Source organism: Pseudomonas sp. BMS12, from assembly GCF_001592875.1.
Lineage (GTDB): Bacteria > Pseudomonadota > Gammaproteobacteria > Pseudomonadales > Pseudomonadaceae > Aquipseudomonas.
Genome location: NZ_LSOF01000034.1, coordinates 1 through 17,043, shown reverse-complemented (window position 1 = coordinate 17,043; position 17,043 = coordinate 1). Strand labels below are relative to the sequence as shown.

At 59.7% G+C, this 17,043-nt stretch carries 5 protein-coding genes; all 5 read right to left on the bottom strand.

The window, feature by feature from the left end:
* The coding region (locus AYB31_RS20920; protein ID WP_442961849.1) for an ATPase, T2SS/T4P/T4SS family at nucleotides 1-532 on the bottom strand (532 nt) is incomplete at its 3' end.
* An 84-nt stretch (nucleotides 533-616) separates the two neighbouring features.
* Nucleotides 617-6,514 (bottom strand): putative Ig domain-containing protein, encoded by a 5,898-nt coding sequence (locus AYB31_RS20915; protein ID WP_068830938.1) that lies wholly within the window; start codon nucleotides 6,512-6,514, stop codon nucleotides 617-619.
* A 279-nt stretch (nucleotides 6,515-6,793) separates the two neighbouring features.
* Nucleotides 6,794-7,180 (bottom strand): hypothetical protein, encoded by a 387-nt coding sequence (locus AYB31_RS21665; protein WP_153020780.1) that lies wholly within the window; start codon nucleotides 7,178-7,180, stop codon nucleotides 6,794-6,796.
* A gap of 71 nt (nucleotides 7,181-7,251) precedes the next feature.
* On the bottom strand, nucleotides 7,252-11,409 hold the full coding sequence (locus AYB31_RS20910; RefSeq protein WP_068830937.1) for an RHS repeat-associated core domain-containing protein: 4,158 nt from the start codon (nucleotides 11,407-11,409) through the stop codon (nucleotides 7,252-7,254).
* A gap of 63 nt (nucleotides 11,410-11,472) precedes the next feature.
* Nucleotides 11,473-17,043 (bottom strand): hypothetical protein (locus AYB31_RS21750; RefSeq protein ID WP_201787436.1); only part of this gene is annotated, 5,571 nt, incomplete at its 5' end.

The window sequence follows — 17,043 nt, the reverse complement described above, 5'->3', positions numbered from 1 at the left end:
CCATGACCTTGACCCTTGAGACCAGCAACGCGGCCAGCTCGCGGCGCGGCTCGATCACCTCGCGCAGGATGCCGTCGACGCGAAAGCGCACGACCAGGCGTTTCTCGAAGGTTTCCAGGTGAATATCGGAGGCGCCGGCCTTGATCGCTTCGCTCAAGATGGCGTTGATCAGGCGGATGATCGGCGCGTCATCTTCCTGCTCCAGCAAGTCGCCGGACTCGGGAGTGAGCTCTGCCAGGCTGGCCAGGTCCATTTCCGCGCCCAGGCCTTCGGCCATCTGGCGTACTTCCGAGGAATCGCGCTGGTAGGCCAGGGACAGCTGTTGTTCGAAAGCCTCGGCCTCCAGCCACTCCAGCGGCAATACGCGACCGGCAAAGCGCTGGGCCTCCTGCACGGCGGTCAGGCTGGCGCCACGGCGCACCTGCAGGCCCTGCTCGCGCAGGAGCACGCCGTGGCGTTTGGAGAAGGCAAAAGGCAATAAGCGAAAAGCCTCACCGGATACGATCTCGGCAAGGCCTGAAGGTGGGGATATCAAAATGCGATAAACCAATAAATAGAGCTGTTTTGAAGATAAGCCCGATAGCTGCGAAGCCGCTGCTATCGGGCCGAGGCCATATCACATAGCAATCCAGGCCATAGATAGTGCGCTCTGCAACGACGCTTTTTGTTGTGCTGTTCTTGAAGCGGGATTCTCGGGAATGGTGGTCATGAACTGAGCCAACTGAGCAGCATTGGCAGCTGGAAGCCGCCACTTGCCCTCAACCTCAATCGTCTCAATAAGGTTCTCACCAGAGACATAGACCCCAACCAGAGTCACCTTGTCAACAGAGCCAACCAGTGTGACCTCCATGTTGTTGCCAACACGCTTCAACCAGACCTCCTCAGGAGAAGCCAGCCCCACAAACACCAACTTGTCCTGATCCGACGCCAAACCATAATCGGTAATGGCATCAACGCCGTCGCCACGCTTGAAGCGGTAAGTATCATTGCCATGCCAACCGTAGAGCTGGTCGTTGCCAAGGCCACCAGTGATGGTGTCGTTACCGGTAGAGCCGCGAATCTGGTCATTACCGGCAGCCCCGTCGACAAGCTGGATATTGCGCAACTCCGTGGCACTGAAATCGAGGTAGTCATCACCAGTGGAGCCACGAATAACGTTCTGCCCGGCAGCACCGTCGACCAGCTCAACACTCAATTGCGGTGCGAACTGACTCAGGCCAATTACCGTATCCCCGTCATCACCCAGGATACGATCCGTACCCTCCCCACCGTCTACCAGATCAATGCCATCACTTGCTCCCACCACCCTGAAGGTGTCGTTTCCAGCCCCGCCAGACAAGGTGTCGTTACCCACCCCACCCCGAACTACATCAGCATCAGCGCTGCCATAGAAGGTGTCGTTACCCTCGCCAAGGTCGATCTCGGCAATGGCAATAAGGCGCGTTGCCCGGAAATCAAAGACCGTGTCGTCACTACCGCCAAGAATCTTGTTTACACCACCATCGCCATCGATCCACTCGGTGCTTGTTGCGCTACCGAAGCCGCGCAAACCAATGATGTCATCGCCAGAGCCGCCCTTGATGCCGTCGTTACCCTCATCACCTTGCACAAGGTCAAAACCGGTATCCATTCCCGTCATCAGGAAAACATCATCACCGCCCTGCCCGTACAAGACATCATCGCCGCTGCCGCCCTGAATCACGTCATTTCCGGCAGAGCCAGCAATTACGTCGTTGCCGCCAAGGCCATCGATACGCGTAATACCCAGCAGTTGCGAAGAGCGGAAATCCAAGGTGTTAGCGGCGTCATCGCCCGTCACGAAGTTCAGACCATCGCCACCGTCAACAACCTCCACGCCCTGTTCTGCATCGAAAGCACGCAAGCGGATCCAGTCGTCGCCGTCGCTGCCTTCGATGCGGTCAGCTCCAGCTCCGCCGACCACAAGATCGACGCCTTGGTCGCCTGTAAAGAGGAAGCGATCATCGCCAGCGTTACCCAGCAAAGTGTCGTTTCCGCCAGCACCACGAATCACATCGTTGCCGGCGCTGCCATTGATCACATCATTGCCGCCAAGACCATCGATCAGCTCGATGTTCCTCAGTTCGGTACTGGAGAAGTCCAGCGCATCATCACCTTCAGTCCCTTCGATGCGGTTATGCCCTGCACCACCGTCGATAAGCTCGACTCGGTACTCATTGGCGAATTGGGATAGACGCAACACATCATCGCCATCCCCGCCCAGCATGCGGTCATAACCTTCACCGCCATTGACGACATCAGCGCTGGCATCGTTGCCCTGCACGATAAACGTATCGTCACCGATGCCCCCGAACATCACATCAGCACCAGCTCCGCCGATCAATGTGTCGTCGCCGTCGCCACCGACCATCCAGTCATTGCCGCCGCCACCGTTGATGATGTCGTCTCCGTTACTGCCTACCAAAGTATCGTCGCCGTCCTGCCCCTCGGTTACAGGTGCAACTGCACCAGGGGTAATAGCCCAATGCAATCGGCTAGTCATAAGCGGCTGAGCTGCCGGCTGACGCAAAACTATGGTGTCGTGTGCCTGGCTGCGAACACCGTTGAGCACCTTGCTGAAGCGCACCTCATCGCTACCTGCCAGTACAAGGTCAGTACCTTGCAGCGAAGGCGTCGCAGTAGCTTCCTGCAGGGCTACCCCACGGTTGGAAAGCTCAGGACGCAGAGTAATCTCGACCATTCCCGCGCCATCAGGCTCGCTGCGGGAAACCACCTGATAGTGGCAAACGAAAAGCGTCTGCTGCTCGGACTCGTTGTCACGGTTATTCAGCAGCACATCGGCCGGATCCAGCCCCGCAAAGCTGCTATCGCTGCTCTGCAGCGGCAACAGTTGTAGGCTGACTGCCTGATCACCATCGATCTCGCAGTCGTCCACACCCTGAACTCGAATGCGCTGAGGCTGCTGCCAGTTTTCTGCCGTGAAATACAGATAAGGCTGCTGGTTAAGCAGACGGGCCTCGGTGTCATCACTGAGCGCCAGATTAAGCATCACGCTCATGCCCGGCTGTGGGCCGCGATCAAGGGCAACCTCGATTTCCGCCACGGCCTCGCCAAACTCATCCAACTGGGTATTGCCCAGCGGCGTCACACGAATCTGTGGCGTCGGTGGAAGGACAGTCACACTGCAGCAGGCTTCGACAGCCACATTGCTGCTGGCATCGCGAATCACCGCGCTAATGCTGTAAGTACCCGGCTGTACGCCGGCCAGCGACCACTCGAAGTGATCAGCATCACCATCCTCATCCTCAGCTAGCCCGGTAGCGATAGGTTGCCCATTCGCCAACAGGTCGATAGTCGCAGCGCTATCGGGATCCTGATCGGTCCATTGAATCAAGACCGAGCCTCCCGTCAGGGTTTGCTCCTTGTCTGGCAGCACGAAGCTGAGCGCAGGCGCATCATCGACACCGTTCTCGTTGACAAAGAAGTGCTGCCACTCGCTCCAGGGAGAGTTCAACCCCGTTGCATCGATGGCCCGCACGCGCCAACGGTAGTCGCTGTTGTCCTGCAGCGGAAACGACGCAGACCACCCCAGCTCCGCAACGACCTGCGTCGCCAATGGTTCATTACCCTCGACCGAGTGCAGAGCAAACTCATAGCTCACAGCATCGCCATCCGGGTCTACGACCGGGTGCACTTCCAGGCGCGGAGTACGCACCTCAACCCATGCCCCAGACGCCGGGTTCGCCACCACCGGTGCGGCCGGAGCCTCCTGGAACTGGTTCACCTGGAAGCGACCAGTGCGCCAGGCCGACTCCTGCTCGCCATCGCTGGCACGAGCACGCCAGTAGTAATGCTGGTTCTCACTCAGCGTCGCCGGCACAGTCCACTCAATCTGAGCTTGAGTCGCCGTGATCCAATCAGAGTCCAGCATGGCTCCAGAGTCGAAGCGCTCACTGGTGTCCAACTGAATGCGATAGCGCAGCGGCTGCCGCTCAGGGTCATTGGCCGCATCCAGGCGCAGCAGCACGGCTTCAGCCTTATCGATACGCTGATCCTGCAGCGGCCAGGCCAGTACCGGCTCAGAAGGCGCCTCGTTGCTCAGGCTCACGCCAAACATGCTCGGTTCGCTCTGTGTCACCGCGCCATGCTCGTCCACTGCCTCGACCAGCCAGAGGTAGAAGCCGTTTTCCTCCAACTCCGTCGGCGATTGCCACTCCGTTACACCTTCCACGCCAGGTTGCAGGCCAGTCACCTCGACCACCGGGCTGGTGAACTCATCATCCTGCTCACTGAATACACGCACGCGATAGCTCAGCGCATCCTCATCGACGTCAAAACTGTTGTTGAACTGGAAGGTCGGACGCTTCTCGGCCACCAATCCCATGGGCGTCGGATTGAGCAGGGTCGGCGCGCTGGGTGCATCGTTGGCCTGGTTGATGAAAAAGCGACCGTTGATCCACTCACTGCTGCCGCTGGCATGAGTCACGCGCGCGCGCCAGTAATAGCGGCGATTGTCTTTCAGGCTGGCATTGCCGATCAGATCATCCTCGGTCACTGCCCACTCTGTATAGCCTGCTCCCTCGACGATCTCATCAGACTTGGCCACCAGGCTGCCGTGGCTCTCGTCCTCATAGATCTCGAACCAGTATTTGAAATTCTTGCCCTGGCCGTTAGCGCTGTTTTGTACACGCAAGGTCGGATAAAGCGCCGTCACCTGCGCATTGTCGGTCGGGGTATCCAGCTGTGGCGGCAAAGGCGTCAGCTCTGCTTCTTTGGGGTCGGTACCTAGCTCGTATTCGTCCAGGTCGCTGACACCATCGCCATCGAAGTCGCCAGTACCATCACGGTCCAGATTGCCGAACTGTTCCTGCTCCCAGGCGTCGTCCATGCCATCGCCGTCGCTGTCACCTTCGCGGAATACACGAATACCCACCGGCAGGGAGGTATCCAGAGAACCATCAGAGGCGCGGAAACTCACGACATAGCGCCCCGCCTGGCCCTGCAACGGAGTCCAGTAGAAGGTGCCGCTGCCACCACCGTCGTCCTTGAAGGTCGCTCCGGTCGGCAGGCCTTCGGCGAACAACTTGGGCACGGTGCCATTGGGGTCGCTGGCGCGTACCAGGAAACCGACCTGGCCACCCTCATAGGTACTGCGATCGGAAATCGGCATGAATACCGGTGGTTTGGGCTCCTGCGTCAAGTCGCCGAACTCCACCGTGTATTGGGCATCCGGAGTGGTGTCGAAGATGTTCAGGTAGTACTTGAAGGTTTCACCGTCCTCGGCGCGCTCCTTGCTCAGCCAGGCATTGTGCGAGGACAACGCCCCGCCACTGCTGCGCACCACACGCTGCAGGCCTTTGCTACCGGCGTAGGGGTCCGCCACACGTACATAGCCAAAGCCAGGCTGAACGTCGCTGACCGACAGGGTACGCAGTGTAGAGCCGCCACTGAGCACGCCGTTCAAGCTCGCCACGGCTGCGCAATCGACGCAGGGGGCATTGTCGGTTTGCCCGACACTGTCGGACTCGAACACATAGAGGTCATCGCCGACGAAGCCGAGGAAATCCCGTACCCGGTCACGGGTTGGCAGGTCGACCAGCACATCGCGCAGCAGGAAATGGGTATTCACCGCATCCAGCAAGGAAGTCAGCTTGCCGCCCAGCTCATCCGGGTGGGAAAAGGACGCCTTGAAGTCGATGAACTGGCCCGAGAGCGTGCTTTCCATCAGCCAACGGCCGTTGCGGTTCTTGCCGGGGGCCACAGAGCCGAAGTCGATCAACAGGGTTGGCGCGGCGGGAGCATCGTCGACAAAACTGTGGGTAATGCGGAAGTTGATCGCTAGGCCCAGGTCATTGCCGACGATCTTCGGCTGGGCGGACTCGATCTTCAGGCTCTTGGCCTCGCCGCGGCCGCTGTTGCGCACGCGCACGCCGAGGGTATAGGGCTCCGGCGCCTCAATGGCGGGGGTGAAGGCATCGTCGGCGATCACTTCCTTGGTCAGGAAGTAGTCCAGGGTCAGCTCGGGCTGGGGTTTGACCGTGATGGTGTCGGGGGTCACCGTCAGGGATTCGGTCTTGCCGCCGGCGTTGTAGCTCAGGCTGGCACCGACGTTGTAACGCTTGCCGGACAGGCTATCGCCAGCCGCACCGGCGGTGGGGATGATCAACCAGCGCAGCACGCCGCTGGCCTTGGCCGGCACCACGCCATTGGTGATGGCGCCATCCGCGCCAGACTGCAGGCTATTGACGTTGTTGCTGTCGTCTAGGCGAATGAAGAAGTCCGCATCGGTGGCATTCGGGTCGGAACTGGCCTTGACCACATTGCCCTTGTCGTCCTCGAACAGCACGTTGACCTTGAGGGTGTCGAGGTTGATGGTGTCCAAGCCATTGTTGATGCGCATGGTGGCCTCAAAGGCCTGCCGCTCCAGAGTCAACTCCTGGGCTATCTCGATCAGCACCACCGCACACAACTTATCCTCGGCCCAGGCGCCGACGCTCCATAGGGCCAGTAGGCCGGCCATCCATTGCTTGAACATCTTTCCCCAACTCCCCCGATGACCAACCCTTATGCCGGTCAAGTATTAAAGAAACCGCTTATCTCCAAGCACGGGAATATTTCCGCACCGTTATAAATCCGCCCCACGTAGGGCGGTTTAGCCGAAGGCGTAACCCGCCGAGCGATGTTCAGGCCTCCGCCCAGGCCATATTGCCGGCGTGCCAGCCGGTGCCATGGGGTGGTGGTGAGCCACAGTCAGCGCGGGTCAATGACCCGCCCTACATGGCTGCGCCGCTATTGCATGCACCCACATGGCTTATTACCGGTACTGCCAATGAAGCCTTGGCCCAGATGCTCGAGAACCAATCGGGCCAACATTTAAATTCAATGGTTCCGCCAAATAAAGTTTGCCAGCAGCATCAAAATAGAATGTTACCCTTTGTTCTGAAACATCCTTTGCATATCCATCCCCCTTGGCCCTCACCGCATAGAACATAGCGGTATAAACATCTGAGCCACTACCAGATGACAGAAAAACCTTTACATCCGGATTACCAAATAGCGCAACCACTTCCACCACGGGACTTCCTATATTTAGATGCCTCCAATGCTTCTTAATAGCAGCTCGGAGGTCTACATCCTCATATAAACGCCCCTGAATTTTACTTTCAAAATCAGAAACCGATAAATTTTCCACATACTGCATGTGTAACTCGCCATCAGAATCCGAGCAACCAAAAAACACAGCAATCAAAACAATGAAACACAAATGCCTAGCTATGTCTGCCATGTATAAGGCCCTCTAGCCTGAATTCGAGGATTCCACGGGCTAGTACAGATTACATCTTCCTCCTGACCGTATTTTACCGTAATTTGCCCTATATTATTTTCAACCTCATCCGTAACTTCAGTTCTTTTTTCGACTCGCGCTCCCCCTTGCTGAGTTTCCACCCAGCACTCTTCTACGCCGCCCTTACACCCACACATATAACAAATTATTTGCTCAGTGACCTTCCGCATCTGAAGTTGCCGCCACTTTCGAGTCCACTTGCAATGCGCAACACCTGCAAGAGTTTGAGAAACTGCTGATTCTTGATCAGCCCTAGGCTGTCCAACATTTTCCCAGTCACCTTTTTTATCAAACCATGGGAAACAAGTTCCCGTACTGACATCCAATCCACTCGGATCAGTTAGCTTGGTGACATTTGCGAAGGCATAAAGAAATTCGTTCCCCCCCCCCAGTAGACCGATCGGGTCATTTTGCACATATCTGCCCATACCCGGGTCATAGTCACGGAAATAGTTGTAGTGCAGCCCGGTTTCCTGGTCGAAGTACTGCCCCGGGAAACGCAGCGGGTTATTGAGAGCCCCCAGGGTGACCGTCGTTTCGCCAAAGGCCTGTGCCTTGGCTCGCCAGGTCACCTCGCCGCTCTTCAGGAAGGCCACTTCTGGGGTGCCCAGGTGGCTGGTGCCGTAGTAGTGCACCTGCAGTCCCTGAGCATTTGCTGCCTTGGCGCGGGTGAATAGCGGCTGGCTCATCCACGCAGCAGTTGGGTCGTAGGCATATTCCTGTTGCAACTCGCCCTGGGTGTCATATTCGCCCACCAAACCCTCTTCGCTGTACAGGTAGTAGGTGGTAGTACCCTGCTGCGGCAAGGTCTTGCTGATGCGCTGGCCTAGGGGGTTATAGGTGTAACGAGCCAGCAGTTGGCCGTTCTTCTGCACCGCCACCAGGCGTTCGCGAGCGTCGTACTGGTACAGCCAGTGATCGACAGCACCGCTCTGGATCAGGCGGCCATCGGCCTGCAGGGCGCCACGCTCGATCAGATGGCCGTCGCGGTTGTAGCGGTAGCCGATGCCATCGTGGCTGACCAGCTGGTTATGGGCGTTGTATTGCCACTGGGTGATATCCAGCTCGTCCTTACTGCTCGCCTCATCCAGACGGTTGCCTACGCCATCGTAGGCATAGGCCTCGTTCTGGCGACCGTCGCCCTCGGGGTATTTGGCCTCGGTCAGGCGGTACAGCTTGTCGTAGCCGTAGGTAGTCTTGCCGGACTGGCCCTCGATGGCGGTGATATTGCCCACCGCATCGTACTCGTACTGGCTACTCAGGATCGGATTGCCGGCGGCATCCTTGAGCAGACGGCTCTCATAGCGCTGCAGGCCATCGTAGCCGAAGCTGTACTGGTTGCCACCGGGGAACAGGGTGCTCTGTGGCATCATCCAGCTGAAGTCCTGGAAACTGATGCTGCCTTCATCCGGGATGCTCACGCCGGCCAGGCGACCATGCGGGGTATAGCGGTAGCCGTAGGTCTGCTGCTCCGGGGTGGTGTAGCTGACCTTGCGACCATTCAGGTCGTAGGTGTACTTGATGGTCTTGCTGAAGACCGGATCGGCCTGCTTGTAGGTGGTGGTGATGCTTTCCACCCGACCCAGCACATCGTGGGTGTAGACCGCCTTGCTGGTTTCGTCTTCGTAGCTGGCCAGGCGATTCAGTGCGTTATAGCCGTAAGTAATTTTGCTACTGACCTGGCCAACCTCTGCCGCCGAGGCCGTATCGAAATGATCGATACCAATCAGACGATTGCCATCGTCATAGCGATAGAGGCTAACTCGACCGTCGGAGGTAGTTACCTGCTCGAGATTGCCTACCCCGTCGTAGACATAACGACGCTCGGTGGTTGGTGTATCGGCGCTACCAACTTTAAGCTCGGCAACCACAGCATCGCGGCTATTGTAACGGAAACGGGTTACACGGCCCACAGGATCAGTCAGCTGCGAAAGATTACCGCGCTTATCATAATTATAACGAGCCACCCCACCTTCAGCATCCGTACTACTAAGAAGCCCTCCCAATCCATTATATATAGCAACAGAGCTATTACCTAGCGCGTCCCTCCATCTGCCCAGCAAGGTCGGAGTTAAGTATGAATACTCATTACGCATTACTTTGCCAGCATAATTCTTATATTCAGACTCAATTTCACCGCGGGAATTATATTCAAACCTCTCCGAATACACCCCATAATCAACGCCCACCAATCGTTTGAATTTATATATATATTCAGTTGTATCGCCAAGGGCATTTTTACGAGTCTTTAAGCGCCCTTGACTGTCATATAGACTCTCATTTCTATTGCCATACGGATCCATCACCGCAACCAATCGCTGACTGGCATCGTACTCAAACTGAGTGCGTGCATTCGCCGCATCAGTTATGTTCTTGGCCAAGCCAGCTGCATTCGGCTCGATGGTTGTTATTGCTACATTCGGCTGCTGCACACTGATCCGCTGCCCCAGATCGTCATACCCATACAGCGTCTCCTGATTCAGCGGCGTCTTCAGGCTCTTCAGGTTGCCCACCGCATCGTAGGTACTGATCCAGGTCTTGTTCAGGGCATTGGTGACGGTCAGCACATTGCCCTGCACATCGTGGGTATAACGGGTCTCGTAGCCCAGTGGATCCTTCTCTAGGTTGCGATTGCCCTTCTCGTCGTAACCATACTGCCAGCTCGCCGCTGGGGTCTGTGCAGCTTCGTCGCCCGGCCGGTCTTCCTGCTCCAACTGACCCAGCGCGTCATAGCGATAACCGGTGCGTCTCTCTTCCGGCAGCCCCGCCGCCTCGATCAGTTCAATCAAGTTGCCCTTGTCGTCATAGCGGTACTGGGTCTTGATGCCTCGTTCGTTGATTGTTTCGGCCACCCGGTTGGTCGCCGGGTCGTAGCTCTTCCGGATCTCGCTGCCGTCCGCGTACTGCACGCGGATGACCTGGCCATAGCGGTTGTACTCGGTCAGGGTGCGGTTGCCGTGGGCGTCCTCTTCGGTCATCTGCGCCACGTAGGGCGACGGGGTGCGGCCCTGACGCTGGGAGACTTCCTTGCTCACCGACAGGCTCTTGCCGCTGATGCGGTAGGCCTCGGCCACCTTGCTCATGTCGCTGGAGCGGTCCGACAGCAGATAGGTGCGGCTGAACTGAGTCTCGCCGTCCAACTGTTCGCGCACCAGTTGCCCAAGGCGGTCGTACCACTGCTCTTTGACCAGACCGGCTTCGTTCAGGGTGCGTAGGTAGTACTGCTCCTGGCTCTCGTCGTAGCGGTAGCTGTACTGAGTGAAGCGGCCGTCCGGCAGGCGGTGTTCTTGGACCTTGTCGTCCTTGCCGAGGATCAGGGTGGTGCGCTGTTGCAGCGGATCGGTATAGCCGGCCAGGCCGTTGGTGTCGTAGTGGTATTGCCAGCGCTTGCCCAGCACGTCGGTCACCGCGCTCAGGCGGCTGCCGCTGTACTCGTACTTCACTGCGCGGCCGCTGTAGTCCTTCACGCTGGTGAGGTTGGCGCCGCTATAGGTCAGGGTGATCAGGGTGGTGCCGTGATGATCCTTGATCTCGGCGATACGCCCTTCGGCGTTGCGGACCAGGGTAGTGCGGATGCCGTTGTGGTCGGCGTAGCCGGTCATCCGGCCCTGGGCGTCGTAGTCGTTGCGGTTGCCTTGGGTGTCCTGCCAGCGGTAGCCGGCCAGGCCGTGCTGCAGAGCGATCAGGGTGCGTTGCGGCAGGTTGTTGAAGTAGACATCCTGGCCTTGGGTGGTGCTGCTCGCACGCAGGTAGCTCTGCCCAGCACGAACGATGGCGTAGGGTTTGTCGGCGTTGGCCGGGTCGGCGGCGCCCACGGCCGGGTCGGCGGCCCCCAGAATTTCCAGGTCGCTCCAGCGCTCATCCCACACCCACTGGCCGCCCTTCCAGCTGCGCAGGATGCGCACCGGGCCGCCGAGGGCCTGCACTTGCAGATCCAGCACGTCCAGGCGCAACTCGCCCTTGGCGTAATGCGGTGTTGAGAACCGATGGTCCAGACCTGGCTTGGCATAGGCCAGACCAGTACCCGTTGCGATCACGCCCCCACACAGCCACAGGCCAACACGGCCCCAAATGCCCTTCAACACTGCTCGCACTCCCTTGAACCGCGCCCTCCCGGGCGTGGGGTCCTTGTTCGTTTTAGTTGTCTGTTACTTCCCGCCGCCATTGGCACCCGGGCAGTTGCCACTCTCACAATCCACCGGTGGTACGCATTGCTGGGTATTGCTGGGTACAGGCCGCGGTATATAGCTACCACCGCCCCAGCCACCACCCCAGCCACCGCCAGCACCGCCCCCCCCTGGATTGCTGCAATAACCACCATTGGAGAACCAGGCCACGCTGGCCTTGCCAGGAACCAGCACGCCATTGGCGCAATAGCTCGCGTAGGTGATCACGCCCGAGTAATTGAAACTCCAGCAGCCGGCGGCGCCATTGAGTTCGTCGTCCGGATCGAAGCTCTGCAGGGCCACGATGCGGTAGGGAATCACCACCACATCGCCGGCATACAGGCTGTTCGGAACCGGGCGAAGATACTCGATCTTCGCCCGCGCGTCACCGCTCGGCAGCGAGGCCTTCACATCATCGGCACGAATCAGGCCGTAGTTGGTCAGGGTCAGTTCGCCTTGCAGAACGTCACCTTTGCGCATCGCTGGCAGGTTGATCGACAGCGGCTCGATCATCACCAGTGCGGTCGGCACCTTGGTCTTGAAGGTTGCGTCGAGGATGATCTCGTAGCGATCCTCCAGGGCGACTTCTTTCACCGACCATTCCACGGTAACCAGCTTGCTCATCAGGAACACCGGCTCGGCCTGGGTCAGTCCCGGCTTGATCCAGAGTTGACCGCTGAGGTCTTCGTGGTCCCACGCCGAGACGCGGTAGGTGTACTCACCGGCCGGGATGTTCTCCAGCAGGGCCTGGCCGCGATTGTCGGTGACCAGGCTGTATTCCTCGGTCAGTACGTTGCGGTTCTGCAGCTTGATCTTCGCCCCGGAAAGGCCTGGGATCAGTTGACCGTTGTCGTCACGAGTGCCGGTGTAGATATCCGATGCCTGGAAGATCACGCCACCTTCGCCCGATTGGGTTACCGCCGCCTCCATCGCGATATCCACCTGCGGGTGGTTGTCGCTTTCGATACGCAGGGTGACGTAATAGTTACCCTCGGCTACCGCCTCGCTTGGGCGGAAGGCGACGCTTAGCGGAATAGCCGAGCCAACCACCATATCGCCCAAACGCTCGGAGTTACGCAGGCTGACCCAGGTCGGCAGCGCGCCGCCTTCGCTGTTGAGCAGGCTCAGGCGCACGTTGCGCAGCACGTCGAGGCCGGTGTTCTTCAGCGTCACCGTCTCCACCTGCTCTTCGCCACCGCGCTTGAGACCGGTACGGACCTGCTTGGGAGTGACGTTGATCACTGGCCGCGCTTCGACCAGGTTGTACTGGACGCGCGTTTGGCCAATCGGCTTGCTCAGCCCATCGGCGACGATGCGGTAATCCAGCAAGCCACTGGCCGAGGCACTGTTGTCGCCACTGATGCGCAAAGTCAGGTTGCCGCGCTTCTTCGCCGCGAGGTTCATCGGTGCACTCGTCACCACCTTGACCCCTGCCGGCAAGCCGTCACTGCCCGCTGGCTTGACGTACTCCAGACGCAGGTTGGTCAGCGCCGTGTCGTAGCCGGCATCCACCACAACGGTTACCAGTTGTTCATAGTTGCGCGGGAACTGGGTGTTCACCGAGGCCGGCGAGAAGCTCGCGCCGGCAATGCTGAACTGGCCCTGCTGGGGACGGGTCGCGATGCTCGGATGCACCACAGACACCTGATAGATGCCGGAGTCATCGGCCGAGGTCTGGTGTTCGTAGCTGAACTGTCCCTGAGCATCGGTGGTGACGCTGATCGCCCGCTCGAAGCCGCGAACATTCAACGCCACCTTGAGCGCGACATTCGCCAATGGCTGGTCATCGCCGCGCTTGAGTGCCCGGCCAGTAATCAACACCTTGTCGCCGGCTTGTACTTGCTGTGGCGATACCTCGGTCAGCTCGCCATAGTAGGGACTTTCCACCAGGGTCAGTTCACGGCTGCTACGCAGGCCGCGGATCTTCTGCTCGGTGGCAAGGCCAGTTTGGTAGTGCAGGTAGTCGACTTCCAGCCGCAGGCGCACCTGCTCCGGCGCAGACTCAGGTACGTTGAGGGCAAATGGCCCTGCCTCCAACACGTCCAGCCCGCCTACACGAGCAACGGTACGACCATCACGCACAGTAATCAGACCGCTACCAATATTGGCCTTGATCGGCTGGCTGGCCAGCACGTTGCCTTGTAGATCCTCCAGCACCAGGCGCAGCTCATCCGAAGCCTGACTGCCATTGGCCTTGGCGGTGACCAGTTCGGTCGCCACGTCGGACGGGTTTTCCAGTCGCACCCGCACCTGAGCAGCGCCGCCGCGAGTCACGTCGTCGGCCAGTAGTTGAACCAGCAGTGCGTTCTCGCCCGCTTGCAGTGACTCGCTGCGCTGGATAAGCACTTCTTCGCCTGGCTGAGGGGCATAGACCAGTTCACTGTTCAGCGGCACTACACCCGGCAGTTCCGGATAGCCACCGATCACGATTGGCACTTCACGAAGAGCGCCCGGCGCCACTTCGAAGAAGTCGGACAGATGTTGCTTGAGCTGCCCATTGACCTCGACGCTCACCCGCAGACGCAAACCACCCAGCTCGCTCTGACTGTTGTTGCTGACCCGATAACGCAGCGTATTGAATAAACCACGTTGCAGCTGCTGGTCGGCGACCAACTCGGCACGCAGGGCCGGCAGCAGCAGAACATGTGGCAGGCTCTCCACGCCCTGGGCATCCACCGCTGTGACGCTGTAGCGCCGGTCCACGCTAAGCGGTTGAGCCAGCCCCTGGTCCTGGTATTGCTTGCTCTGCAGCAACTGGCTGTTGAGCTTCTGCGCACTGCCTTCAGCACCGACATAGACGTTGTAGCCCACCACGTCCTTGCCGCTGTGCTCCCATTGCAGGGATGGGGCCTCAGCTTCGCGGTAGATCACCTTGAGGTCGCGTACCGGCAATAGAGCCGCGTTGAGATACGCCGCATCGGCTGGGGCAGATTCGTTACCAGCAGCATCGACCGCAGTCACGGTGTAAGCATGCTCGCTGTCGGACGGCTTGCTATCCAGCGCGATCAACGCCGGAATCTTGCTCTGCAACGGACTCAGCCCATCGATATCGATGTTCTCGCCCTGCCCTGCGGCTGTCCGATACAGGTTGTAGCTGTATGTGCCCGGCTCTTGCGGTGCCTGCCAGCGCAGTACCACGCCCGCTCCGTTCAGCTCAGCCTGTAGCTGCTCAGGCGCTGCCGGCGCCTGGCTGTCCACATCCACCTTCACCGCCTCGCTCGGCTGGCTCTGGGCTTCCTTGCCATCGTGCTCGCGAATGCTCGCCACCTGGTAGAAGTACGCACCATCCGCCTGCCCTGCTGTCTGCAGGTTGTCTTCAAAGGCCACTTCGCGCACGCGCGCCAGCTCCATGAAGCTCTGCTCACTCTCGGCACGGCGCAGGATGCGATACGCACTGGCTTCATCCACGGCCTTCCAGCTCAGCGCGACTCGGCCTGCGGACAGGGCCTTGCCGGTCAGCCCTTGCGGGATATCCAGCGGTGGCAGGTCGCCCTGGTAGACCTGGAATTCGCGGCGACCCTGGATGCGTTCGCTGCTATTACCCAAGTCGTCCGCGGCTGCGTAGGCAAAGCCCAGCAGGTCGACCTGTTCTGCACCCGCCGTACTCGGCAGACGGAAGCTGCCGGTGTAGATCGGCGCGCCCGGCTGCGATTGACCGTCCAGGCTCAGGGTGATGGCACTACCAAAGGCTTGGCCATTGAGCTGCGGTTGCAGCTCGGGCATGCCGACGGGATCGTCGCTCAGGCGTACGATCACTTGCACTTCACTGCCCTGGCCATTGTCGACCTGGTTTTCTACCGGGCTTTCCGGCAACAGCGATAGCTGCAGGACATCCGGCCCTTGGGTGTCCGCACGCAGGGTTTTACCTTCGAGGATTTCCGTACCTTCGTTACCCACGGCGTCGTAGGCCGAGACGCGTGCATACAGCTGCCCGGAGGGGACGGCCGTATTCAGGTCGAAGTTGCCCTGGTAGGTCAGTGGGTCATTCGCCGCTTGGCTCATGCGCACCGGGATGGAGACGCCTTGCGGCACATCCAGGCTGAAGAACGGCGCGTTGCGCAGCGCTTCATTGACCTTCAGGCGCACGTCGATGCGCCCTGGCGCATAGCGGCCATCTGCAGACACTTGGCCTTGCGAGCTGTAGCTCACCTGCTCGACCTGCGGCGCTACGCGGTCCGCCGTGGCCGACTTCTGTACCGACAGGGCGCTTTCCGAGCCCAGTTTGTTCGCACTGACGACACGGTAATAGTAAGTACCGTCTGCTGTTGGCTTGTGGGTGAAGCTGGTAGCGGTCAGTAGCTGGCTGTTGACTCGGCTCGCGCCAGCGGTTTCGCTGAACGGTTGCTCGGACACATACAGCTGGTAACCCGCCACGCTGTTCGCCGCCACGGCGTTCCAGTTCAGCTGCACCACGCCCTGAGCCTTGGCCACGGCCTGCAGACCCTGTGGGGCATCGGGGAGACTGGTGTCCAGGGTGACCAGCAGCGGCGCGCTGTCATTACCGAAATCACTGCGGTTGGCATGGCGCAGACGCGCAACCAGTTCGTTCTCACCCTCAGCCAGGGTGATCGACAGGTTGGCCTCGCCCGTGCTCGACAGACCGGGTTCGCTGCTCAGCAGCTCGCCATTGAGCTCGATTTGAGCCACAGCCCCGGCCTGACCTTGGATGATCAAAACTTGTTGGGCGCTGTTGGTGGTTTGTGCTGGCTTTTGCAGGCGCAGCACCGGCTTGGCCGGTTCGGCCAGGTCGACTTCCAACAGGCTGCTGTGCTCACTCGAGTTGTCCAGGGTGTCGTACAGCTTCACCAGCAGGACATGCTCACCATCGCTGATGCGCGCCAGATCCAGTGCCTGGCGATAGCCTGCTCCGGATTGGATGGCCTGCCCCAAGGGCTGGCCATCCAGGCTTAGCTCGATACGCGAAATACCGGACTCGTCCTTGGCCTGCAGTTGCAGTTCGCCTTGCGTCGTGAGTTCGCCGCCATTGAGTAGGTCGACGTTTCCACCGGCGCTACTCCAGAGCAGCTGGGTCAGCTGTGGCCCTTCGGCATCCGCTTCGGGCGTAACGCTGAACGATTGCACCTGCGGGCTCTCGCCACCCGAGGTGTTCACCGCGGTGACCGCCATGTGGTAGGTCTGGCCGTTTTGCAGACCAGCAACCGAGCCGTCCCGTTGTGTCGCGGTACGCGACAAGCGCGGCGTCATACCGGCAATGGTGCTGAAAGGCGCGTCTGCGACATAGATGCGGTAGCCACTGACCAGCGCCGCAGGTTCGACGGCCGACCAGCGTGCGTCGAAGCGGTTGGCGAAGGCTTCCAGCTCCACACCTTGCGGGTTAGCCAGCCAAGTCACGCCCGGATTGCGCACCCCCGCACTCTCGTTGCCATCACCATCGACGGCGACCAGGCGCAACGGGTAGCCCGTCGCCGGCGCCAAGCCATTGAGGGTGTAGCGCAGTCCTTCCGACAACGCAGCCAGCGGCATCTCGATGCGTTGCTCGCCGTTGGCGCCGATGTACAGGGCATAACCCGCCAAATCATTGGCCTGGTTGGC